This is a genomic window from Streptomyces sp. NPDC041814 (assembly GCF_055590565.1).
Map to the genome: position 1 here is coordinate 458,879 of NZ_JBVJAM010000001.1, position 22,133 is coordinate 481,011.

The window sequence follows — 22,133 nt, forward strand, 5'->3', positions numbered from 1 at the left end:
GCGCGGTGACACCACCGCCGTCCGTCTCCAGTCCGCGCAGCACACGACCTTCGTTCCCGAGGGGACTTGCCACGATGCAGGCCGCACCGGTACGCGCCACCGTCATCCCGACCGTCACCAACACCCTCCGCGCCGTGGAGTCGCTGCTGCTCGGCAGCGGCCAGCGCACCGCCCGCCGCAACGCCTGGACGGCCGTCCTGGAGGACCGCCGCCGGGCGATGGACCGGGCCGAGTCCGGCTACGTGCCGGAACGGGAGGCCGTGGCCGCCCGTCGTTCGAAGGCCACGTAAACTTCATTGCATGGCGAGGAAGGCAAACACCACTGAAGGCGCGGACAGCGCCGAGAACGCGGGGCGGCTCAAGCAGATCGCTCTGACCTACAAGATGACCAAGCGGACCGACTCCAAGATCGGTCTTGTGGTCGCGGGTGTGGGAATCGTCACCTTCGGTGTCATCCTCGCGATCGGTTTTCTGATCGATCACCCGATCTACCTGGGCATCCTGGGCTTCGTGCTCGCGCTCCTCGCGATGGCGATCATCTTCGGACGCCGCGCCGAGCGCGCCGCCTTCGGACAGATGGAGGGCCAGCCGGGCGCTGCGGCCGCGGTCCTGGACCGCGTGGGCCGGGGCTGGACGACGACCCCGGCGGTCGCGATGAACCGCAACCAGGACGTCGTGCACCGCGCCGTCGGCAAGGCGGGCATCGTGCTGGTCGCGGAGGGCAACCCGAACCGGGTGAAGGGCCTGCTCGCGGCCGAGAAGAAGAAGATGGCCCGCATCGTGGTGGACGTCCCCGTCCACGACATCATCGTCGGCAACGGCGAGGGCCAGGTGCCCCTGAAGAAGGTCCGCACCAAGATGCTGAAGCTGCCCCGCGTCCTGACCGGCCCCCAGGTGACGGCCGCCAACGACCGGCTCCGCGCGATGGGCGACCTGATGAGCAACATGCCGCTCCCGAAGGGCCCCATGCCGAAGGGCATGCGGATGCCGCGCGGCGGCAAGATGCGCTGACGCGTACGGAACGTGAAGAGGGCGGGCCGTGAACCACCGGGTTCACGGCCCGCCCTCTTCACGTTCTCTACGTCTCGCGTGCGCTACGTCTCAGACGCGGATCTGGACCGCGCGGGACAGGCGGTCGTGGAGGCCGCGACCGTCGCGGTCCCAGACGAGGGCCGGGATCGCCAGGCAGAGCAGGACGCTGCGGATGAGGACCCGGACGAGGCCGAGGCGTCCACCCTCCTCGGCGACGACCCGGGTGCCCATGAGGCGCTTGCCGGGGGTGCAGCCGATCGTGCCGACGGTGAGCACGCTCATGACGAGGAAGATGCCGAGCGCCCAGTTCCCGGACGCCTGCTGGTCACCGCGAGCGAACAGTCCGTATGCGATCAGGAGGCACAGGGCCCAGTCGATGAAGAGGGCCCCGAAGCGCCTGCCGAGCGGGGCGATGGCCCCGGGTCCCTGCTCGGGGAGGCCGAGCCGCTTGCCCCGGTAGCCGAAGTCGGCGCCCATGTCCTCGGCGGCCGCACGCGGCCCGGAGAGCCACGATCCGATTGCTTGCCTATTGTCCACCCGACCACGGTACTGCGCCCGGCCGCGCGCCTTCCCCCGCGGGTGCCGTCCCCCGCGTCGTCCCACTCCTCGGACGCCCTTTTGATATAGCCGTGAGGCCCGTAAGGCCACGCCAAAGGGGCGGTCCGGGGCCCGTACGACCGCTCCCCGCACCCGCGCCGGTTAACTTCGGCGAAACAAATGGGTCATGCTTGAGAAATCCCGTCTGCCTATGGTCGGGTCCAGCGTGTGCCACCGCACTGGCCACAACGAGCTGCAACCCCGTCCCCTCCCGGGCCGGGAGTAGGAGGAGTTGGATGTTCCAGAACGCCGACGACGCGAAGAAGTTCATCGCCGACAATGACGTCAAGTTCATCGATGTCCGGTTCTGTGACCTGCCCGGCGTGATGCAGCACGTCACCGTCCCGGCGGCGACCTTCAACCCGGCCGACGAGCTTGCCTTCGACGGCTCGTCGATCCGCGGCTTCCAGGCCATCCACGAGTCCGACATGTCGCTCCGCGCGGACCTGTCGACCGCCCGTGTCGACCCCTTCCGCCGCGACAAGACCGTCAACATCAACTTCTTCATCCACGACCCGATCACCGGCGAGCAGTACAGCCGTGACCCGCGCAACGTGGCCAAGAAGGCGGAGGCGTACCTGGCCTCCACCGGCATCGCCGACACCGCGTACTTCGGTCCCGAGGCCGAGTTCTACGTCTTCGACAACGTCCGCTTCCAGACGTCGGCGAACGAGAGCTTCTACCACATCGACTCCGAGGCCGGCGCCTGGAACACCGGTGCGGTCGAGAACAACCGCGGTTACAAGGTCCGCTACAAGGGCGGCTACTTCCCGGTCTCCCCGGTCGACCACTTCGCGGACCTGCGCGCCGAGATGTCCCTGGAGCTGCAGAAGAGCGGCCTGGAGATCGAGCGCCAGCACCACGAGGTCGGCACCGGCGGCCAGGCGGAGATCAACTACAAGTTCAACACGCTGCTCGCCGCGGCCGACGACCTGATGCTCTTCAAGTACATCGTGAAGAACGTCGCCTGGCGCAACGGCAAGACCGCGACCTTCATGCCGAAGCCGATCTTCGGCGACAACGGCTCGGGCATGCACGTCCACCAGTCCCTGTGGGCCGGCGGCGACCCGCTGTTCTACGACGAGCAGGGCTACGCGGGCCTGTCGGACACCGCCCGCTACTACATCGGCGGCATCCTCAAGCACGCCCCGTCGCTGCTGGCCTTCACCAACCCGACGGTGAACTCCTACCACCGCCTGGTGCCCGGCTTCGAGGCCCCGGTCAACATGGTGTACTCGCAGCGCAACCGCTCCGCCGCGATGCGCATCCCGATCACGGGCTCCAACCCGAAGGCGAAGCGCGTCGAGTTCCGCGCCCCGGACCCGTCGTCCAACCCGTACCTGGCCTTCTCGGCGCTCCTGATGGCCGGCCTGGACGGCATCAAGAACAAGATCGAGCCCGCGGAGCCGATCGACAAGGACCTGTACGAGCTGGCCCCCGAGGAGCACGCCAACGTCCAGCAGGTCCCGACGTCCCTCCCGGCCGTCCTGGACGCCCTTGAGGCGGACAACGAGTACCTCCAGGCCGGCGGCGTCTTCACGTCCGACCTGATCGAGACGTGGATCGACTACAAGCGCACGCACGAGATCGCCCCGATCCAGCTGCGCCCGCACCCGCACGAGTTCGAGCTGTACTTCGACCTGTAAAGGTCAGACCTTCAACAGGGCAGCGCCATCGGGTGAGGCCGTCACTCCCTTCGGGAGGTGGCGGCCTCATCCCGTGCGAGCCGCCCTCTCAGGCCCGGCGAGCAATGTGGCGGCGAGCGTCGAACCACGCACGTGCCGAGTTCGCATAGGCGTCGGTGCCAGACGTCGGCCGGTCCAACTGCGCCACCAGCAAGGTCTGCTGAGCAAGCAGGGCAGTACGCAGAGCGTGATCCCGCGCGGCCATCACCTGCAGGGCGTGGAGTGCCCGGGCGCTGCACCGGTCGAGGCCCGGCCAGGCCCCGTCCGGGCCCCGTAGCTCGGTGGTACGCCCCTGGGTCGACGCGTAGGTATAGGCGACGAAGGCCGAGTGGGCACCGGAGACGGATGGCTTCGTGATGTGGCCGACCACATTGCCGAGGGCCTCCTGGGTCCACTGCTGACGTGGAAGCCACATCACGCCCCAGGTGGTGGCATCCGGGTAGAACGGGCTCGGCATGCGTTTCGGTACTTGGCGGGAGAGCATCTGTTCCTTGCCCATGAGGTGCAAGGAGCGCGCCATCCAGCCGATCTCGTTCCAGTGCTCAGCCTCGTCGAGCACCACTTCACGCCGGATCTGGCTGCCGATCGCCCCTGCCACGGCCGGTGCCAGACGCTGGGCGAAGTCCGGCCGCACCCTGAGCGCGACGTCCAGCAGCACATCGATGGAATGCGCGCTCAGACGCTTCACCAGTGATTCGGGCTGGAGACGCTCCAGTTCATCGAACAGGAACCGGGCGGGCTCGTCAGCCTTCGTCATCACCAGCAGCGACAGCAACGAGGGCGTGTACATCAGGTCCTTCACCCGCGCGTAGCTCAGCCTTCTGGCCAGCCGCTGTCCCGGGACGTCGGCGGCCAGCCGACAAGCCCAGTCGGCATCCCAGATCAAAGCCGTGCGCAGGACGTCGCCGAGTGCGGCCGGGCCCGTCACCTGCGCCACCGTCGCCTGATACCGGTCACGGAGTTTGTCCACCCACTTGGAGTGCCTGCCCCCCGACCTCAGCCCGAGCTCCACCAATTGACGAACGACCTGGTACTGCTGGGTGGGGTGTTGGATATGGGCAACTTCGCTCGCGAAGGCGTTCCAGGCTCCGTCTTCATTCTGCAGGTCGCGCATCAGCTCCGCGCCGGCGCCGACGGACACTCCCTCCACCGCCGTCAGCAGCCGTGCCGCCTCGACGGGGTCGCTGTACACGGCTTGGCGCACCTTGTCCCGCAGCAGACTGTGCATGCGCTTGCGCCGGGATACCTGTTTGTCCTTCAGGTAGCCGACAGTCGCGTCGGCGGTGGCGCGGTCCAGCCCGGCCAGCACATTGATCACTTCGGTCACCTGGTTCGTACTGGATCCGCGACCGATCTGTGCGCCCCAACGCCGGCCCACCGAGTCGGGGGTCTCGGTGCCGTCCTTCCGCAGCACCCACAACCCGGCGTCCGCCGCCGGAACGCCCCCGTCGACAAGGGTCCGGGCCGTCTCCCGGGCACACTGCGCCGCCGACGAGGGGGAGGCGGAGGCCATCCGTTCGTTGAAGCCGACCGCGTCGTGCTCGTTGACGTACCTGCTCGCCAACCCCTGATACATGGCACGGCCGAGCTGGTGGAAGAAGCGCCGGGCGTCCGCGACCGGCGCGTCCTTCATACCGTCGAAGATCTTCCAGTCCGGCACCTGCCGGCCCAGTTTTTCCAGGAAGGCCGCTCCGAATTCCTCGTCCTGCCCGAGCAACAGGGCGGCCTGCGGGCCCCAGGACCGCATCGAGCGGTTCAGCGCCCTGGCGACGACGTCCACGAATAGGTCGAGGCACTCCTCCCGGAAGGGGGCGTTGGCCTCCCAGATGCCTTTGATCAGGTGGTACTGGATGGAAATCCTCGGGTCTTCCTCCAGTCGAGCGCTGACCCAGTCCAGGCCGAGCGCCTCGGCGAGGTATTGTCCGAAGCCCTTCTTCTCGGTCAGGAACAGTTCATCGACGCGTGCCGTCGCCGACAGGAGCAGACCAGCACCCTTGACGTCCTGATGGCCCGCCACCTGCCGGGCGAGAGAGCGCGCGAGACCGGCGTCTGGCCGCTCCGAGCCGTCTCCGTACAGCGCTTGGCGGGCGGTGTGGTCGTGGATCTCACTGGTCGTCCGAAGCAGAAGGGCGGCGTCCGTCGGGGTCGCGGTGCGCAGGGCTTTGTGGATGGCCGTGCCGAAGGTGTCGTCCTTGTTGAGCATCTTGGTGGCGAAGGCGACCCGGTACTCCCGGGCCTCCTCCAGCGCGAACCGCAGGTCCACCGCGTCCGTGTGGCGCAGCGCCTGCCGGATGCCGGTACGCACGTCGTGCCGGGCGAGGACAGTGGCCCAGTCCTCGTAGTCGCGGTCGTAGCGCAGCCGCAGGACCAGGTTCGAGAGGTAGAGCGCGATCCCCCGGCTGGGGTCGGGGTCATGCTCGAGGAGTTTGCGTACCTCTGCCTCGTTCTGAACCCAGGAGGCGTACTCCGGCACGCCGATGTCGATGGCGGCGCGGCGCACCAGGCGTTCGACCCGGCTGACTGTGCGGTAGTCGAGGGCCCTGTTGGGGTTGAGCCGGGTGAGGACCTCCATTCCGCGCTCGGCCACGAGCTCGTCGAGGAGCGGATGATGAAAGCGGCTGAGCTGCGCCAGCACGCTGTACAGACCGTCGTTGTGCCTTGGGCTGCCCTCTAGAAGCCCTTTGAAGCTCTCGACCATCCCCTTGGTAAGGCTGTCGAACTGTTTGTCCCCGAAACGGTGCCGGTGCCGGTGGATGGCACGGACTACAGCCAGCAGAGAGCGGGCTCTGCCGAGCGACGTCTCCTGCAGCCGCGTTACGAGGACCTTGAGGAGTTTGTCGATCACCTTCTCGCTGAGGGAGGAGTCCATCGCGAGCAGCACCAGCGCGATGCCGACGAGTGAGGCGTTGCGCCGCCACCTGGCGAAGTCGTCCTCGTGCTCGGGAAGCAGCAGTCTCTCCGCGAGGCTGCGGCAAACCCGCTCGTCGTAGAGGCGCGCGCCTCGGAGCATGGGCAGCAGCCCGCTGCGGGTGTCTTCAAGGTCGCGGAAGAGTTCCTTGGCCACGAGCTCGGCGACGAGTTCCTGGCGGCGTGGCCGGAGCGCCTCGTCGGGGTATGCCACTTCCGTATAGGCGTCCAGGATCGTGCGGCAGTCGGTGGGGCTGGGGAAACGGAGCCGGTCGGAGGCACCGTCCGAAGCGACACCGACCTCGTCGAGACCGGTGCGCTCGGCCTCGGGGATCCGTGCGCTTCCCCCGAGCAGTGACACGGCCGCGACGACGGCGGCCGTGTCCTGCGCATCGGCCCCCAGCCTGTCCTTGAAGATCTGCCGCAGCTCTTCCTCAAGACGTTCGGGCCTGTCGTTCCCGCCGCGGTAGTCGCACAGGCCCCTGGTGAATCCAGCGAGGTCGTGGGGGAAGCGGCGTGCCAGGGCATCGACGAAGCGCGGGTTGGCGGCGACCTGGTCCCCGTGGATCTCCTGGGCGCGGGCGGCAAGGTCGAGGAGGGCGGCTGGGCGGACGATAGAGGGGAAGACGGTCAGGTTCGCCGCCTGCCAATCGTGGAACGAGTTGATGTCGTACTCCAGGCAGGCGAGCATGCTGACCCCGAGCTCCGCCGACACAGCGGGCAGCATGCGGTCGACATCGGTCTCGCCCATCGGCCGGATGGCATCGAGGATGACGACGGGGCAGCCGGTCTCCTGCTGTTCCAGGGGTTCGAGGCTGCCGAGGGCGTGCCGTACGACCTCGGCCAAGACATCACCGGTCGGGAACGCCTGGTCGCCGGGGACCAGAACGATCACGCGCCGCCCGGCCTCGGCCAGGGAGCGCGCCGTACAGCGGGCGATGCAGGTCTTCCCGGAGCGGGGCGGCCCTCCGAGCACGGCCACTTTGCGCTCCGGGTCCTGGAAGACCGCTACCAGTCTGTCGGCCTGATCTGTGTGGATGTCGGGGAGCGACTGTTTGGCGGGCTGGGTCTGCGACCAGTCGAGAAGGCTCCAATCATTGGCCTTCAGCTCGCTCTTGTGCCAGCTCCTCGTCCATTCGTCCCAGGCCGGTCCCCAGTAGGCGCCGGCCGCGCCCGCGAGGGTGAGACCGCGGTCCGCCACCGCGAGTGTCGGCGTACCGTCCCCGGCGGCGGTACGGAACCAGCCGCCGCGGCCAGGATGGACGAGCGTGCCGCCGCAGGCATGGGCGCGCCGGGATGCCTCGACGGGGTCCATGGGCCGGAACTGCGTCGTCGTGCCCGTCCCGGAAAGGGAGTTCGTGCCGGCGGCCGACGTGCCGGGCGCGGGGTAGGGCAGTTCGGGGGCGGCGAGTGTCCGTGCCAGAAGGCGCAGGGCGGCGGGCAGAGCCACGGCGGTGTCGTCGATGTGGCTCGGTGGAAGAAGGCCCGGGGCTGCCAGCTTCGGCTTCAGATCCCCCGTGAGTTCGTCGTCGCGCCCCAGCTGGAAAAGCAGGGTCCGTACGGGCTCGGCGGCTCCCGCGAAGGCCCTGTGGGTGGCCGGAGTAACGGACCGCCACCTCCTGGTGCTGCCGACCAGATCGCGGACCTCGTCGTCGTGGCCGGCGACCTCGCCGTCCCTGCTTTCCAGAGCGAGCCGGGTCGCCCAGGCTGTGGGCGGCAGATCCGGATCGGTCTCCGGACGGAGGACGGTGACGTCAAGGTACTCGAGGGTGACGGTCGCCTTGGGGGTGCCGCCCTCGGACGGGCCGTCCTCAGACCAGCGCTGCCCGGGCAGACGCGGGCCGCTGTCCGGTGCGCTGGCATGCTCGTAGAGGCTGACGAGATCACCCTCCAGGCCCTCGACGCTCTGGATGTGCGCGACCACCTCGGCGTACGGGCCTTCGCATGCCTCCAGTCCCCAGACCATCGCAACGAGCCGTTCGAGGCTGGTGCGATCGGAGCCGGTCACGAACCGGTCCGGGATGCCCAGTGCCGCGCCATTCAGCTCCATCCGCTGCGCTTGCTCCAGCAAGGGCCGGACGCCTCGGACACGGAGTTGCCCGAGCAGAACGTCCAGGGGCGTGCACGGGGCGGATCCCGCGCGCTTGGTCAGGATGTCGTCGAGGGCGAGCATCGCGCCGATGACACCTTCACGTGCTGAGACGGGGTGCAGCTCCGTCATCTTGCCTCCTCACTGCCGTCGGTCGTCGGAGCGGGCCGGGTCGTGTCCGGTCGGGGCGGATCAGGGCGAACGTCGAGGCAGAACACTCCGCGTAGGTCGGCCACCACCAGGTGTGACGCATCCCCATCGAAGGCGAGCGCGACGGGCTGGTCCGGCAACGGGAACCGGAAGGCCGGCCGTGCACCGTCCGATGAAACCGGCAAGACGCACAACCAGGGCTTCCGACCGCCACCGGCCGCTGCCGCCAGGCGGTCCCCGACGGCGAACGCTAGCGTTGCGTCCCGCGCGGCGGGGATGTCGAGACGCTGCACACCCTGACTCTCGCCCCACACGAACAGCCCCCCACTGCGGTCGAGCATGCCGACAGTGAGGCCGGTCGGCGACACCACGGCGTGCTGCGCGAAAGGCATGATCAGCGGTTGGCTCCGTACCGGTGCCACCCCTGAGCTCGAGATGCGCGCAGTCACAGTGCCGAACTCGGTAGTGGCTACAAGCCGTCGATCGCCCGCCCCGCCGCCCAAGTGGACCTGAGTGACGCGGGCCGATCGCTGCACGAGGAAGGACCAGATCTGCCTGGTTTCCTCCAGATGGACAACTTCGACCCGCGCGCCCCTGCCTATGGCCAGCAGGCCGTCGGCGTGCAGCGAGAACGCCGTCACCCCGTCCAGGGCGGGCAGCGGCTCGGGCCTTCGGCTCGTCAGCGGCCGCCACAGCATTCCCGCGCCGTCCGCGACGAACGCGACGACGGGCTTGCCGGCGACGACGGCGAGCGTCAGATGCGCAGCGATGCCGACTTCCTCGGGCTGCTCGACCGACTCCAGCAGCGTGCCGTCTGCCAGGCTCCACAGTTTTATCGAGGCATCGCCGTGGGTGGTCACCACGTAGCTGTCGCCGGACGCGCCGGATGCGACCGCCAAGAGGTCGGGTGCGGCCACTCCGTCTTTGCGGGTGGCCCAGAGGACATCGAGGCCAGCGCCTGCGCCACGCAGGTCCAAGCCGCGAGCTTCCTCACCCGCCCTGAGGAGGCTCAGTTTCACCTGAAACATCCTCTCCGCCTGGGGCAGTTCGGGTGACTGGGTCCGAATACCCTCGGCAACGCCGCGCGGTGATCCTCCGGCAAGCAGTTCTCGGGCAAGGGGGACGCCGGGAAGCGCCGCCCAGAAGTCCGGCGAGGACAGTTCGGTGGCGAACTCCCGCTCGAAGGGGCGGGCCGCAGCCGCGAACAGTGCGGTCAGCGCCGGGTCCGCAGCCCAGTCGATTCCGCGCCCATCGGCCACGGGCGTTCCTCCCGCCTCGGCTCCGGACGTGTGGACGGGCAGGCAGTCGCGCACCGCCTCGGCGAACTTCGGCTCAAGCGAATCCGGTGCTACGGGAGTGGCGAGGCGCCATGCCGGGTGTGCGGCGGATGAACCGGCGCCCTTGCCCCTGCCGGTGTCCGTCACCGCGGTTCCCAGCAGCTCCGCGGCCTCCTTCGCCTCCTCTGGGCTGTACGTCCTGCCCTCGCGGTCTGCCGCCGTGGCGAGCGCCGCCCACTGCTCGGCCGTCAGCCCGGTCTCGTGCCCGCAGGCCGCTGCGGCCCGCACCGGCTCCAGCATCGCGCGGCACCAGTCGTCCGGGCAGCCACGGGAGGCGAGCAGGCTCAGGTGAAAACGCGTCAGCTGCTTGCCCGCCGCTTGCCGCGCCGCCGCCCCAGCGTCGCGGCCGGGTGCGGGTGCACGGAAGTCGTCAACGGCGTGGACCGCCGCCCCGAAGTGACCATGACAGTCGGCGGCGGCCGGGCCGGCGCCCCGTGCGCGGGCGTAGGCGCGCACGCCCGCGTCGTCGGTGCCGAGCTGCATCACCCTGAGCTGGAGGTTCTGCCACAACGCATCGACGGCGTGGTCGTGGCCGGCCGAGGCGATGAACGTGGTACGCGCGTACTCGGCCAGGAGGTCGAGCAGCTCCGTGACCACGGCGGCGGGCGTATCCGCCAGGTGGAGGTCGTCTACCAGTACGGTCCGGGGAGGCAGACTCTCCAGAGCCTCGCACAGCTCGTCCGGAGTCGGGGTGTTGCCCAAGTCGAGGCCGAGTGCCTTGGAGATCCGTCGTGCCAGGTCGGTCACGTCGGCGTCCTGGGCGGACACGAGCGCATGGACCGAGTCGTCCGGGAGAACGAGACCCCGCCGCGCAACGGGCGGCAGCAGCCGCCGCCACTCGGACTTTCCGCACACCGCCAGGTGCCCGAGGAGCGCGCTCTTGCCGACTCCGGCGGCGCCTCGGAGGATGAGAGGCGGTCCGCCGCCGGCGATGAACTCGCGCAGTTCCTGCTGTTCCTTGCGTCGGCCCGCGAAGTACCAGCCCCCATGGCGCCGGTCCTTTCGGCCGCGTGCCAAGTGGGACCACTCGTCGAGTTCCCGGTTGAGCCAGTCGGGCGGGGTCCGTGGCATGTATGCCGGATCGGGCAGTGCACGGCAGCTCCCGCGACCGGCCGCGTGTACCCAGACCTCCTGGGCGGCCGTCGGCAAGTGCGTGTTGAGCCGCTCCACGAGCACAGACGGCTCGATGAACTCCTGGGAGCCTGTGCTTCGGGACAGCGTCTTGGCGAAGGCGCGGGCGAAGGCCAGCTGCTGGGCCTTCTGGGCCTTCCGCGCGGTGGCGATCACCCAGGCGTCGTACTCGACGCGCCCCTTGGCGGACTGTTCCCGCACAGCCGCCATGGCGCCGCTCGCGCCGGATTCGGAGTAGCAGGCGTCGAGGACCATGACGGCCTGCTTGAAGCGTTCTTGCCCGACACCGCTGTTGCCGTACAGGGTGTTCATGACGTCCGTCGGCATGAGGAGACCGTCTGCCACCCCCTCCGCGTACGTCGCCTTGGCCAGACCCCAGGTGGATTCGCCGATCCGCTCGCCATGCCCCGTGCAGTAGATGAACAGCGACAGTGGCGGCTCCTCCGCGCGCTTGCTCACCGCCTTCAGCCACGCGGCGAGGTCCGTGCACACCTCGTGGAGGCCCCGCTCCTCGACGGCTCCCCCCGGCCGGGGAATCTCTCGCATCCCCAGGTCCTGGAGCGAGCGACGCATCAACTTCAGCTCGTGCGGCACATGTTCGAGCCGCTCAAGGCCGGTGTCCTTGCCGTACTCGCCCTCCCCCGCCAGGAAGAACCACCGCTCACCCAAGAGCTGCCTTCACTGCGTGAGCGGTCTCCAGGTTGGTGAGGTAGAGCGTGCAGTCATGCATGCGGCGCAGAGGGTTGGTGACGACGCGGTCCTCGACGTCTCCGCCGTAGAGGGTCTTGATGCGCTTGCGGAGAGCGACGACATCCTGCTCGGCGGCCACGTTCACCCAGCGGCGCACGGACGGCGGGCGCCCCGGTTCCGCGGCGGACGAACGCGCCAGGCGGCGCCGGATGGACTTCAACCCGAGCGGAGAGCCCATGGTGACCAGCGTGTCGATCCGGATGTCCTTGAGATTCCAGAGAACCTCGTAGGCGGCCACGCTCCCCAGTGAGTGGGCGAGGACCACCCGCGTGTCCTCCTGGACCGCCGTCTCCAGCTCGCTCCGGATTCCCTGCGCCAGGGCAGGATCCTCGAAATACCGGTGCACCTGCTTGATCTGGCTGATGAAGAGCGACGCCGTCATCCCTCCGAGGTACGGCGTCCTCTCCAGGATGTCGAGGCATGCCTGCGCGCTGCGGAGGACGCGACCCTTGGAAGCCGGCTCCGCGGGCTCCTCTTCGAAGGCCGCCGGGTCAGCCTCCCGGGCCATGGCCTCCAGCAGCTCGTACTCGAATCCGTCCTCCACGTCGGCGGCGGTGTAGAACGCGTCACCGCCGGACTTTCCTGACCCGCCGTTGTAGAGGTGCCCGTAGAAGGCCGCCTCGAACGTCACCGCTCCGACGTCCGCGTACCGGATGTTACGCAGCCCGGTGCTCAGCGCACCGTGCCAGATTTCGTGCATTTCGTCGCGCGACTTCCAGGACCAGCCGATGCCGTGCACGCCGACGATACGGGCCACACTCGCCTCCCCCAATGACTGTCCGGAGCGTCCCGGACCGGCACCAGTAGGGTAGCGCCCGAACAGCGCGGAGCCGAAGCACTGTTGACACGCACTGACTCGCGCCGCCCCTCAGTGCCCGCCCGTCAGCTCGCCGCTCAGCGTGCGGTGCAGGGCCGCGCTCGGCTGGTTGAGGCCCACGATCTCGACCGTCTTGCCGCGCTGGGCGTACTTCGTCTCGATGGCGTCCAGCGCCGCGACCGACGAGGCGTCCCAGATGTGGGTGGCGGTGAGGTCGATGACGACCTTGTCGGGGTCGGTGGCGTACGCGAAGCGGGTGACCAGGTCGTTGGAGGAGGCGAAGAAGAGTTCGCCGGTGACGGAGTAGACGACCTGGCCGCCGTCCGGGTCCACGACCGCGGTGACGTCGGCCAGGTGCGCGACGCGGCGGGCGAAGATCACCATCGCCGTGACCGAGCCGACGACGACGCCGATCGCCAGGTTGGACGTGGCGACGACGATGGCGACGGTGATGACCATGACCACCGTCTCGCCCACCGGCATGCGGCGCAGGGTCTTCGGGGCGATGGAGTGCCAGTCGAACGTGGCGAAGGAGACCATCACCATCACGGCGACCAGCGCCGCCATCGGGATGTCGGAGACGACCGGGCCGAAGACGATGCAGAGAACCATCAGGAACGAGCCTGCGAGGAACGTGGAGAGGCGGGTGCGGGCTCCGGACACGCGGACGTTGATCATCGTCTGGCCGATCATGGCGCAGCCGCCCATGCCGCCGAAGAATCCGGTGACGATGTTGGCGATGCCCTGGCCGACCGATTCGCGGGTCTTGTTGGAGCGGGTGTCCGTGATGTCGTCGACCAGCTGGGCGGTCATGAGGGATTCCATGAGGCCGACCAGCGCCATCGCCAGGGCGTACGGGGCGATGGTCGTCAGCGTGTCCAGGGTGAACGGCACGTCGGGCAGGCCGGGCACGGGGAGCGAGGAGGGCAGGTCGCCCTTGTCGCCCACGGTCGGGACAGCGATGCCGGCCGCCACGGTGATGACGGTCAGGATCACGATGGAGACCAGGGGCGCCGGGATCACCCGGGTGACCTTCGGGAAGAAGACCATCAGGAGCAGCCCGCCGCCGATCAGCGGGTAGACCGCCCAGGGCACGTCGTGCATCTCGGGCACCTGGGCGATGAAGATCAGGATCGCCAGGGCGTTGACGAAGCCGGTCATCACGGAGCGCGGTACGAACCGCATCAGCTTGGCGACGCCCAGGGCGCCCAGCGCGATCTGGAAGAGGCCCGCCAGGATCACGGTGGCGACCAGGTAGCCGAAGCCGTGTTCACGGTTGACCGGCGCGATCACCAGGGCGACCGCGCCGGTCGCGGCGGAGATCATCGCGCGGCGTCCGCCGACGATCGAGATCGTGACCGCCATCGTGAAGGCGGCGAAGAGGCCGATCGCGGGGTCCACCCCGGCGATGATCGAGAAGGAGATGGCCTCCGGGATCAGAGCGAGGGCGACGACCAGCCCGGCGAGTACCTCCGTACGCCACACCTTGGGGTCGGAGATCCAGTCGGGTTTGAGGGCGCGCAGCCGGAATGCGGGGGCGGGCGCGGTCGAGGGCGGTGCAGAGGACAAGAGGGCATACCTGTCGGTCGGGCGCGCCCGTGGCAGAGGGCGTGCGGGGGTAGACAGCGGGGAATGCGGGGTGCGGCGGGCGCGTGGGTACGCGCGGGGTCCAGGGGCGGGTCCGGCGCATCGGCGCGTGCGGACGGGCCCGGAGGCTCAGGGGTGAGGGGTCACGGCGGGCAGGCGGCGGTGCGGGGCGTCGTCATGCGCATCCGCTCGCTCGCTCTCTGTCCACCGGAATTCGGGGCGCCCCCCGGCCCGCACACCGTGTGCGGAGCCCGTGCGCGCGTACGCGCGCCGCAGGGTGCCCGAACCACTGTACCTTCCCGCCCTGCCCGCGCAGGGTCGTGCCCGTGAACACCGGACCGGCTCCGCGCCATGCACGGGACGGCTGTCCGGCGGGGCCCGGCCCACCGCCGGGCAGCCGTCCCGTGCATGGCGCGGGGGTCTCCCACCGGCTCGTACGCAAGGACCGGCCGCGCACGCGACGGAACTGATCTCCCGGTCGTATCTGTAGCCGGACGGACCCCGAGGGGTCGCGGTGCGGGGCCGGAGCGCGGAGGCTGGGGGGATGAGTGAGCAGGTTCCGCCCGGCGGTCCGGTCCCACCGCCTCCCCGGCGGCGGATGTGGCCGTGGGTGCTGCTGCTCGTCGCCGTGCTGCTGGCGCTCGCCGCGGGGGCGGTCATGGCGGTGCTGTCGGACGTCCTCCGGTCGGAGGGCTCCCGGAAGGTGCACATCCGGTACGAGGTGACGGGGAACGCCCGCGACGTGGTGCTGACGTACAGCACCTGGCGGGGTGAGGAACTGTCGACCGGGCGGCTGGCGCTGCGGTCGCTGCCGTGGGCCGGGGAGCTGGACACGAAGGGCTTCATGAGCGGCGGCTCGTTCGTGGTGAGCGTGGGCCGGGGCGGCGGGGACGTCTCGTGCTCGGTGATCGTGGACGACGGCACGCGGCGTACGGACTCGGCCTCGGGTGCGTACGCGACGGCGACCTGCGACGGGTACTGAGAGGGCGGGCCCCGGAAGGACTGCTTCCGGGACCCGCCCCGCGTCGGTCTGCGGTCAGCGGCCGTAGCGGATGAGCGCGCGGACCATGCGGCAGGTGATCTCGGACGGCGGGTGGATGCCGAGGCGCGCGGCGGTCGCGCGTATGCGGGCGTTGTTCGCGCTGGACGGGAGGTAGACGCCGGTGTCGAGCAGGGCGATCGCGAGGCGCATCGCCTTCAGGCGGCGGTTGTGCGAGACGTACCACTCACGGGGGCGGCCGGCGGGGAGCGGCTTCTTGGTCAGGGGCTGGTGCAGGGGCTTGTCGAGCGGCTTGGTCGTGGCTGCGGCAACGGCCATGGGCTACCTCCTGGCACGGTGGCGGAACTCTTCGGAAACCCTCACGAACTGACTCCCATTCTACCGGTCCGCACTGACAATCGCCCCTGGCCAGAGGGGTTTTCGGCCCCTCCTGCGAGGTCCGTCCCGTACCTTTGGCCCCATGGAGATCTGGATCAATCCCGCGTGTTCCAAGTGCCGCAGCGCGGTGCAGCTGCTCGACGCGGAAGGGGCCGACTACACGGTCCGCCGTTACCTGGAGGACGTGCCGTCGCCGGACGAGATCCGGGCGGTGCTCGACCGGCTCGGACTCGAACCGTGGGACATCACGCGGACCCAGGAGGCGGACGCGAAGGAGCTGGGCCTGAAGGACTGGCCGCGTGAGGCGGGGGCCCGGGAGCGCTGGATCACCGCGCTCGCCGAGCACCCGAAGCTGATCCAGCGGCCGATCATCACGGCGGAGGACGGCACGGCGGTCGTGGGCCGGTCGGACGAGGCGGTGCGGGACGCGCTGGGACGTAAGGGCTAGGCGAGGAACTCGCCCATCCTGCGGTTGAGTTCGGGGGCCGTCGGGGTGTGCAGGGGCAGCGCGTGGTGGGAGACGTCCGGGAGGACGGCCGTCTCCGCCCGCGGCAGCAGCCGGTGCGCGGCGGCGGCCACCTTGCCGGCGTCGTGGGCGCGGCTGTCACCGGCGAGCAGGATCAGCGTCGGTACGGCGAGGGCGCGCAGCGCCTCCGGCCGGGGGCGGGGGCCGGTGACCGGCCGGGCCGCGGGGAAACCGGCCGCCGCCTCCCGCAGCCGCAGCCAGTGCGGTTCGAGCGCGGCGCCGCCGGTCTCCCAGTCCAGGAAGGCGCGGACGCGGGCGGCGTTCGGGCGTAGCAGCATCGGCAGGGCGTGGAGCAGGTAGCCGGGGCGGAATCCGCTGAAGCAGCCGGTGGGGTCGAGAAGGATCAGCTTCCGGAGCCGGTCCGGCGCGTGCAGCGCGTAGTGCAGGGCGATCCAGCCGCCGTACGAGTGGCCGGCGAGGGCGGCCGGTCCGTTGGCGCCGAGGCCGTCGAGCAGGGCGTCGACCCAGTCGCAGAGGTCTTCGACGCTGCGGACGGACCGCTCCCCCGCCGTACTGCGGCCCGGCTCGCCGATCAGGTCGGCGGCGTGGACGCGGTGGGTCCGGCCGAGGGCGGCGGCCTGGGCGTACCAGGCGGTGGAGGTGGCGCCGCCGCCGGGCAGCAGGACCAGGGGCGGCGCGTCCTCGGGGCCGTAGCTGTTGAGGTGGGTGGTGCCGTACGGGGTGGGAACCGTGGTCGGCGTGGTGCCGTGCGGCCAGGTGGCCGCGACGGTCGCGTCGTAGGCGGCGAGGAAGGCCGCGTCGGCGGTCGTCGCGGGCGGGGTGGGTGTCATGGGCGCTCCCTGGACTCCGTACGCCTGGATATTATCTCGCTGAGCGAGACAATAGCGGGAGGTGCCGGAGATGACCGAGCAGGGGCCGGAGTTGGAGATCGTCCATCTGCTGCGGAAGGTGACGTCCGCGTTCGGGCTGCGCCAGGCGGAGTTCGCGGCCCGGCACGGGATGCATCCGACGGATGTGCGCGCCCTGGTGTGCCTGCTCGACGCGGAGCGCGAGGGGTCCGGGGTCACCGCCGGGCGGCTGGGGACGGAGCTGGGACTCAACTCGGCGGGCACCACGTCGCTCATCGACCGGCTGGAACGGCTGGGGCATCTGACGCGGACACGGGACGAGCGGGACCGGCGGCGGGTGCTGCTGCGGGTGACGCCGCGGGCGGTGGAGCTGGGCTGGGCGGCGTTCGGCCCGGCCATCGGAAGCGCGGTGGCGCTGCTGCGGGAGTTCGACGCGGGGGAGGTCGCTGCGGTGCGGCGGTTCCTGGAGGGATTCCTGGCGGCGGTGTCGGAGGAAGGGGGCGGCGGGGCGGGGTCCGGCCGCTGACCCCGCCCCGTCCGGCGGCTACTTCCCGTCCCGGACCTGGGACTCCGCCTCCGCCAGGAGCTCCGTCAGGCGGAGGCCGAAGCGTACGTCGCAGGGGTGGGGTTCGCCGGTGCGTACCGAGGTGATCAGCGCGTCGACCGCCGCCGCGAAGGCGTCCACCGCGCCGTCCCACCTCGGCAGCTCGGCGACGCCGTGACCGCCCCGGAGGACGACCTCCACCCCGGCGGCGGCCACCGGCGCGCCCAGGGCCAGGGTGACCGTGCTGGACGCCCCCGAGGCGTGGCGCAGGACGAGGTGGTGGGCGTCGGCGGGACCCCGGGCCGCGGTCAGCTCGGTGACGTCGCCCAGGACCGGGAGCAGGACCGAGAGGGCGTGCGGGCCGACGTCCCAGAGGCCGCCCCGCTCGCGGCGCCAGGGGGACGCGGCGTACTCGCTGTCCGTGCCGGGGGCCCAGAGCGCGCCGATCCACTCGGCGCGGGCGGTGAACCAGTCGCCCAGCGCGGCCTGTTCGGCGACCCAGGCGGCGGGCCGCGGGGCGAACCTGAGCGTGCAGAACACGACGGAGGCGACCCGGGCCCGCTCGGCGGCCTCGGCGACCTCGCGGGCCCCGGCGACCGTGGTGGCGACCGGCTTGTCCAGGATCAGGTGGCAGCCGGCCGCGGCGGCACGGGCGGCGAGCGGGGCCTGCACGTCGGGCGGCAGCGCGAAGGCGACGGCGTCGCTCGTGGCGAACAGCTCGTCGAGCCCGGCGTCACCGGAGAACGCCGGGGCACCGTGCGCGGCGGCCAGCTCCCCGGCGGCCTCGGCCCGGCGGCCCCACACCCCGCTGAGCACGACGCCGGGGTGTGCGGCGAGGGCGGGGGCCTGGGTGTTGCGGGCCCAGGGTCCGGTGCCGGCGAGGCCGATGCGCAGGGGGGTGTCAGGTGTCGTCATGGGTCCAGTGTGCCGGGTGGTGCCTCGGGGGCCGCCACGCCTGAACAGGCGGTTCCCGGGGAGGGGGCGCTCCGGGTCCGGTGGAGTTCGGCCAGCAGGGCGCCGGTCTCCCGGTCGGCCGGCAGGAATGCCTCCAGGCGCAGTTCCGCGACGGTGACGTCGACGGCGGTGCCGAAGTGGGTGAGCGTGGTGATGAGCGTCAGTTCCCGGTCGTCGGCCGGATCGGGGTGCCTCAGGCGCAGGGGCACGGCGAAGCCGAGGTGGTCCGGGGAGTCGCGCGGGCGGGGCGGGGCGAGTCCGGTGAGCTCGGCTGCCAGGCTCCGGAGCCGGTCGTCCGGGTTGCGCGCGCTCTCGGCGCGGACGCGGTCGATGATGTGCCACGCCCACGTGTCGAGGTTGACGACGCGGGGCGCGAGGCCCTGGGGGTGCAGCAGGACCCGGGGGACGCTGACCGGCGGTTCGAGCAGGTGGGGGGCCACCCCTGCGGTGAGGGTGCGGAAGGCGGCGTTGGCCGAGGCGAGGTCGCCGTGCCGGTCCACGACGACCGCCGGGTAGGGCAGGTGGCCGTCCAGGATGCGTGCGAGGGCGGTGCGGATCGGTTCGAGCCGGGGGTCGTCCAGGCGGGTCCGCGGGTAGACCGGTGCGAATCCGGCCGCGAGGAGCAGGTCGTTGCGCTCCCGGATCGGCACCTCCAGGGATTCGGCGAGCCGGATGATCATCGATCGCCCGGGGGCCGAGCGCCCGCTCTCGATGAAGCTGACGTGCCGCTGCGTGGTTCCGGCGCGCGTGGCCAGTTCCAGCTGGCTGACGCGCCGCCGGGTGCGCCACGCGCGTAACGCCGTCGCGAGACCGCCTCCGGTCGGTTCACTGATCACCCCCCTTGTGTACCGCGATCGTCTGCTGATCCGCGATTCCCCGCGGGGAATCGCCAGGCTTCACCCGGCGCGGGAAGGTCGTTGCCGCACACCGGACCTTCGCACCCAGGGGATCAGCCATGGCCGACATCGACGTCCACGACCTCACCGACCGTTACGTCGCCGTGTGGAACGAGCCGACGCGGAGCGCCGCCGCGCCGCGGTCCGCGCGCTGTGGTCCGCCGACGCGGTCCACGTCCTGCGGCCTCCCCAGGAGATCCGGGAGGCCGCCGAAGGGCTGGGCTTCGACGGCCTCCTGCTGGAGGCGCGCGGGTACGACGCGCTGGACTTCCGGGTGTCGCGCGCCCACGAGGAGTTCGTCGCGCCGGGCACGTTCGTCCTCCGGTCGCGCGGCAACGCCGACCGGCTCCACGACGTCGTCAAGTTCCACTGGGAGATGGCGCCCCGGGACGGGGGCGAGGCAGCCGGTGTCGGGCTGGAGATCCTCGTGCTCGGCGCCGACGGCCGCATCGTCAGCGACTACCAGTTCATCGAAGGATGACCGCGGCGTCCGGCGGGAGCCGGGGGAAACCTCGGTAACACGGGGTTCACACGAGGGCAACGGTCGGGAAATCGCGGCTTGCGAAGCTGCGGCGCATAGACCGCAGCACCCGCAAAGGATGGCTTCCGTGACGTTCAAGGCTGAGTACATCTGGATCGACGGCACCGAGCCGACCGCCAAGCTCCGCTCCAAGACGAAGATCATGTCCGGCAGCCCGTCCTCCGACGTGGCCTCGCTGCCGATCTGGGGCTTCGACGGGTCGAGCACCAACCAGGCCGAGGGCCACGCCTCGGACCGGGTGCTGAAGCCGGTCTTCAGCTGCCCGGACCCGATCCGCGGCGGCGACGACATCCTGGTCCTGTGCGAGGTCTTCGACATCGACATGACCCCGCACGCGTCGAACACGCGGGCGCTGCTGCGCCCGGTCGCCGAGCAGTTCGCCGGGCAGGAGGCGATCTTCGGCATCGAGCAGGAGTACACCTTCTTCGACGGCCACCGGCCGCTCGGCTTCCCCGAGGGCGGCTTCCCGGCCGCGCAGGGCGGCTACTACTGCGGCGTCGGCTCGGACGAGATCTTCGGCCGGGAGATCGTGGAGAAGCACCTCGACAACTGCCTGAAGGCGGGCCTGGGCATCTCCGGCATCAACGCCGAGGTCATGCCGGGCCAGTGGGAGTTCCAGGTGGGCCCGCTGTCCCCGCTGGAGGTCTCCGACCAGCTGTGGATCGCCCGCTGGCTGCTCTACCGCACCGCCGAGGACTTCAACGTGTCCGCGACCCTCGACCCGAAGCCGGTCAAGGGGGACTGGAACGGCGCGGGCGCGCACACCAACTTCTCCACGAAGGCGATGCGCGAGGGCTACGACGCGATCATCACGGCCTGCGAGTCACTGGGCGAGGGTTCGAAGCCGATGGACCACGTCAAGAACTACGGCGCGGGCATCGACGACCGGCTGACCGGTCTGCACGAGACCGCCCCGTGGAACGAGTACAGCTACGGCGTCTCCGACCGCGGTGCCTCGGTGCGCATCCCGTGGCAGGTCGAGCAGGACCGCAAGGGCTACATCGAGGACCGCCGCCCGAACGCCAACGTCGACCCGTACGTCGTCACGCGGCTGATCGTGGACACCTGCTGCACGGCCCTGGAGAAGGCCGGCCAGGTCTGATCCGTTCCGGTCACGGGAAGGGCGCCCACCGCACGTGCGGTGGGCGCCCTTCGCTGTCAGTGCCGTGTGCCAGGCTGCTTCCATGCTCAGCGTCAAGGTCGAGACCGAGAACCAGCAGACCCCCACCCGTGTTTCCGCCCAGGAGCTCGGGGACCTCGTGCACCGCATCGGCGGGCGCGGGGACAACTTCCTGGTGGTCCAGCGGATACCGGACATCCCGGGCACCTTCATCCAGGTGTGGCACGAGACGGGCGGGGACTACGAGTTGGAGCACCGTACGGGCACGGCGACGAGCCATGTCCGCACCGTCATCGGCGACCCCGAGCGGGTCCTCGCGCTGATGACGCGCTGGGCGCGCGAGGAGCCCGGCTGGGACGCGGGCACCGACTGGGAGAGCGCCGGAATCCCGGAGCCGGAGCCCGTGCCGGAGCTCGCCGAGGAGATCCGGGAGCAGCTGGAGCCCCGGGTCCGGGAGCTGCTGCGCGGCGGTTACGAGACCGTGCTGACGCTCACCGAGGCGGCCGAGGACTACCTCGTGAAGGACGGGGTGCGGCCGGTGTCCCGGGACCAGGCGCGGGAGTTGGTGGAGCGGCTCTGGCTGGAGCGGGTCGAGGAGCAGCGGCGCTGGGCGGACGAGGTGACGGACCCGGACCGGCTGGAGCGGGCGTTCGCCCGGCTCGACCGGGGTGGCATCACGGCCCGGGAGAACTTCACCTGCTGCCGCCCCTGCGGCATGAGCGAGATCTGGGCGGCCGGGCGCGAGGACGCCCGGGGCTTCGTCTTCTTCCACGGCCAGGGCACGGAGAGCGCGGCGGCGGGGCACGGCCTCGCGCTGTATTACGGCGGGTTCGACGATTCCCCGGAGACGACCGCCGCGGTGGGCCGCGAGGTGGTGGCCGCGCTGGGCGAGGCCGGGCTGACAGTGGAGTGGGACGGTTCGCCGGGCAAGGCGATCAACGTGACGGGCCTGGACTGGCGCAAGCGACTGGTGGGTTAGAGCTTTTCCCTCTGGATCGGGCCGGAGTGAGGAACGTAACGCAAAGGGCCCGTATCGACGGGTGAGAGAGGTCTGCTCCCGGGCCGTGTTCTCTGCTTCAATGGGGGCATGGCCAGCTTCCCGCACACCTCGACAGGTCGCAGCGACCTCGAGCCGTTCTGGCCCTCCCGTCAGCACCACGACTTCGACCGGGTGTGTTGCCGCGCGCTGACCGCGCCGGCCCAGTAGAGCCCTCACCCGGCCTTCGGTCCGCGCGCACGCAGCAAGTCCGTCCACCGACGACTCCCTCGCGCGAAAGAGCTGA

18 protein-coding genes are annotated in these 22,133 nt (G+C 70.6%); 9 read left to right on the forward strand and 9 right to left on the reverse strand.

Annotated elements, in window-relative coordinates; genetic code table 11:
* Positions 1–74 precede the first annotated feature (74 nt).
* Together ACZ6C6_RS02060 and ACZ6C6_RS02065 are read left to right on the forward strand one after the other, a co-directional pair.
* Positions 75–290: an SCO2195 family GlnR-regulated protein gene (locus ACZ6C6_RS02060; RefSeq protein WP_469198117.1), complete on the forward strand. Its 216-nt coding sequence runs from the start codon at positions 75–77 to the stop codon at positions 288–290.
* A 10-nt stretch (positions 291–300) separates the two neighbouring features.
* On the forward strand, positions 301–1,011 hold the full coding sequence (locus tag ACZ6C6_RS02065) for a DUF4191 domain-containing protein (RefSeq protein ID WP_469198120.1): 711 nt from the start codon (positions 301–303) through the stop codon (positions 1,009–1,011).
* Positions 1,012–1,101: 90 nt separating this feature from the next.
* On the opposite strand, the gene ACZ6C6_RS02070 is transcribed toward ACZ6C6_RS02065, so the two are convergent.
* Positions 1,102–1,569: an RDD family protein gene (locus ACZ6C6_RS02070; protein WP_469198122.1), complete on the reverse strand. Its 468-nt coding sequence runs from the start codon at positions 1,567–1,569 to the stop codon at positions 1,102–1,104.
* Positions 1,570–1,865: 296 nt separating this feature from the next.
* On the opposite strand from ACZ6C6_RS02070, the gene glnA reads away from it, so the two are divergent.
* Positions 1,866–3,275, forward strand: a complete 1,410-nt coding sequence (gene glnA / locus ACZ6C6_RS02075) for a type I glutamate--ammonia ligase (RefSeq protein WP_469198124.1) — start codon at positions 1,866–1,868, stop codon at positions 3,273–3,275.
* A gap of 88 nt (positions 3,276–3,363) precedes the next feature.
* On the opposite strand, the gene ACZ6C6_RS02080 is transcribed toward glnA, so the two are convergent.
* From ACZ6C6_RS02080 to ACZ6C6_RS02095, 4 genes are all read right to left on the reverse strand, one after another.
* Positions 3,364–8,442, reverse strand: coding sequence for a hypothetical protein (locus tag ACZ6C6_RS02080; RefSeq protein WP_469198126.1), 5,079 nt, complete (start codon positions 8,440–8,442; stop codon positions 3,364–3,366).
* Positions 8,439–11,597, reverse strand: coding sequence for a hypothetical protein (locus ACZ6C6_RS02085; protein ID WP_469198128.1), 3,159 nt, complete (start codon positions 11,595–11,597; stop codon positions 8,439–8,441). Before ACZ6C6_RS02085 ends, ACZ6C6_RS02080 begins: the two co-directional genes overlap by 4 nt.
* On the reverse strand, positions 11,590–12,435 hold the full coding sequence (locus ACZ6C6_RS02090; RefSeq protein ID WP_469198130.1) for a hypothetical protein: 846 nt from the start codon (positions 12,433–12,435) through the stop codon (positions 11,590–11,592). The genes ACZ6C6_RS02085 and ACZ6C6_RS02090 overlap by 8 nt, the downstream gene beginning before the upstream one ends.
* A gap of 111 nt (positions 12,436–12,546) precedes the next feature.
* On the reverse strand, positions 12,547–14,064 hold the full coding sequence (locus ACZ6C6_RS02095; RefSeq protein ID WP_469198132.1) for a SulP family inorganic anion transporter: 1,518 nt from the start codon (positions 14,062–14,064) through the stop codon (positions 12,547–12,549).
* A 562-nt stretch (positions 14,065–14,626) separates the two neighbouring features.
* On the opposite strand from ACZ6C6_RS02095, the gene ACZ6C6_RS02100 reads away from it, so the two are divergent.
* Entirely contained in the window at positions 14,627–15,064 is a 438-nt protein-coding gene (locus ACZ6C6_RS02100) for a hypothetical protein (RefSeq protein WP_469198134.1), read from the forward strand.
* 54 nt (positions 15,065–15,118) lie between these two features.
* On the opposite strand, the gene ACZ6C6_RS02105 is transcribed toward ACZ6C6_RS02100, so the two are convergent.
* On the reverse strand, positions 15,119–15,400 hold the full coding sequence (locus tag ACZ6C6_RS02105; protein ID WP_469198135.1) for a hypothetical protein: 282 nt from the start codon (positions 15,398–15,400) through the stop codon (positions 15,119–15,121).
* Between the two features lie 142 nt (positions 15,401–15,542).
* On the opposite strand from ACZ6C6_RS02105, the gene ACZ6C6_RS02110 reads away from it, so the two are divergent.
* The gene (locus ACZ6C6_RS02110; protein WP_469198137.1) at positions 15,543–15,908 is read left to right on the forward strand and encodes an arsenate reductase family protein; all 366 of its coding nucleotides are present in this window, start codon (positions 15,543–15,545) and stop codon (positions 15,906–15,908) included.
* Here ACZ6C6_RS02110 and ACZ6C6_RS02115 read toward each other — a convergent pair.
* A complete protein-coding gene (locus ACZ6C6_RS02115) occupies positions 15,905–16,777 on the reverse strand; it encodes an alpha/beta fold hydrolase (protein ID WP_469198139.1) in 873 nt (290 codons plus the stop codon). The two genes, ACZ6C6_RS02110 and ACZ6C6_RS02115, sit on opposite strands and share 4 nt — an antisense overlap.
* A gap of 70 nt (positions 16,778–16,847) precedes the next feature.
* Here ACZ6C6_RS02115 and ACZ6C6_RS02120 point away from each other — a divergent pair, with 70 nt between their 5' ends.
* Positions 16,848–17,321 (forward strand): MarR family transcriptional regulator, encoded by a 474-nt coding sequence (locus ACZ6C6_RS02120; protein WP_469198141.1) that lies wholly within the window; start codon positions 16,848–16,850, stop codon positions 17,319–17,321.
* 18 nt (positions 17,322–17,339) lie between these two features.
* On the opposite strand, the gene ACZ6C6_RS02125 is transcribed toward ACZ6C6_RS02120, so the two are convergent.
* Both ACZ6C6_RS02125 and ACZ6C6_RS02130 read right to left on the reverse strand, forming a co-directional pair.
* Complete coding sequence (locus ACZ6C6_RS02125) at positions 17,340–18,254, reverse strand: Gfo/Idh/MocA family protein (RefSeq protein WP_469198143.1); 915 nt, start codon at positions 18,252–18,254, stop codon at positions 17,340–17,342.
* On the reverse strand, positions 18,251–19,129 hold the full coding sequence (locus tag ACZ6C6_RS02130; protein WP_469198145.1) for a helix-turn-helix domain-containing protein: 879 nt from the start codon (positions 19,127–19,129) through the stop codon (positions 18,251–18,253). The genes ACZ6C6_RS02125 and ACZ6C6_RS02130 overlap by 4 nt, the downstream gene beginning before the upstream one ends.
* Before the next feature lie 166 nt (positions 19,130–19,295).
* Here ACZ6C6_RS02130 and ACZ6C6_RS02135 point away from each other — a divergent pair, with 166 nt between their 5' ends.
* The 3 genes from ACZ6C6_RS02135 to ACZ6C6_RS02145 all read left to right on the forward strand — a co-directional run bounded on the left by ACZ6C6_RS02135 (position 19,296) and on the right by ACZ6C6_RS02145 (position 21,829).
* Entirely contained in the window at positions 19,296–19,670 is a 375-nt protein-coding gene (locus ACZ6C6_RS02135; protein ID WP_469198147.1) for a hypothetical protein, read from the forward strand.
* 127 nt (positions 19,671–19,797) lie between these two features.
* Positions 19,798–20,832: a glutamine synthetase gene (glnII, locus tag ACZ6C6_RS02140; RefSeq protein ID WP_469198149.1), complete on the forward strand. Its 1,035-nt coding sequence runs from the start codon at positions 19,798–19,800 to the stop codon at positions 20,830–20,832.
* 82 nt (positions 20,833–20,914) lie between these two features.
* Positions 20,915–21,829, forward strand: coding sequence for a DUF6891 domain-containing protein (locus ACZ6C6_RS02145; protein WP_469198151.1), 915 nt, complete (start codon positions 20,915–20,917; stop codon positions 21,827–21,829).
* Positions 21,830–22,133 lie beyond the last annotated feature (304 nt).

What these genes read in the sequence shown, in the direction of transcription:
- ACZ6C6_RS02060 (WP_469198117.1), top strand. Translation starts at nt 75, where the DNA reads ATGCAGGCCGCACCGGTACGCGCCACCGTCATCCCGACCGTCACCAAC.
- ACZ6C6_RS02065 (WP_469198120.1), top strand. Translation starts at nt 301, where the DNA reads ATGGCGAGGAAGGCAAACACCACTGAAGGCGCGGACAGCGCCGAGAAC.
- glnA (WP_469198124.1), top strand. Translation starts at nt 1,866, where the DNA reads ATGTTCCAGAACGCCGACGACGCGAAGAAGTTCATCGCCGACAATGAC.
- ACZ6C6_RS02080 (WP_469198126.1), bottom strand. Translation starts at nt 8,442, where the DNA reads ATGACGGAGCTGCACCCCGTCTCAGCACGTGAAGGTGTCATCGGCGCG.
- ACZ6C6_RS02100 (WP_469198134.1), top strand. Translation starts at nt 14,627, where the DNA reads ATGAGTGAGCAGGTTCCGCCCGGCGGTCCGGTCCCACCGCCTCCCCGG.
- ACZ6C6_RS02105 (WP_469198135.1), bottom strand. Translation starts at nt 15,400, where the DNA reads ATGGCCGTTGCCGCAGCCACGACCAAGCCGCTCGACAAGCCCCTGCAC.
- ACZ6C6_RS02110 (WP_469198137.1), top strand. Translation starts at nt 15,543, where the DNA reads ATGGAGATCTGGATCAATCCCGCGTGTTCCAAGTGCCGCAGCGCGGTG.
- ACZ6C6_RS02115 (WP_469198139.1), bottom strand. Translation starts at nt 16,777, where the DNA reads ATGACACCCACCCCGCCCGCGACGACCGCCGACGCGGCCTTCCTCGCC.
- ACZ6C6_RS02120 (WP_469198141.1), top strand. Translation starts at nt 16,848, where the DNA reads ATGACCGAGCAGGGGCCGGAGTTGGAGATCGTCCATCTGCTGCGGAAG.
- ACZ6C6_RS02125 (WP_469198143.1), bottom strand. Translation starts at nt 18,254, where the DNA reads ATGACGACACCTGACACCCCCCTGCGCATCGGCCTCGCCGGCACCGGA.
- ACZ6C6_RS02145 (WP_469198151.1), top strand. Translation starts at nt 20,915, where the DNA reads ATGCTCAGCGTCAAGGTCGAGACCGAGAACCAGCAGACCCCCACCCGT.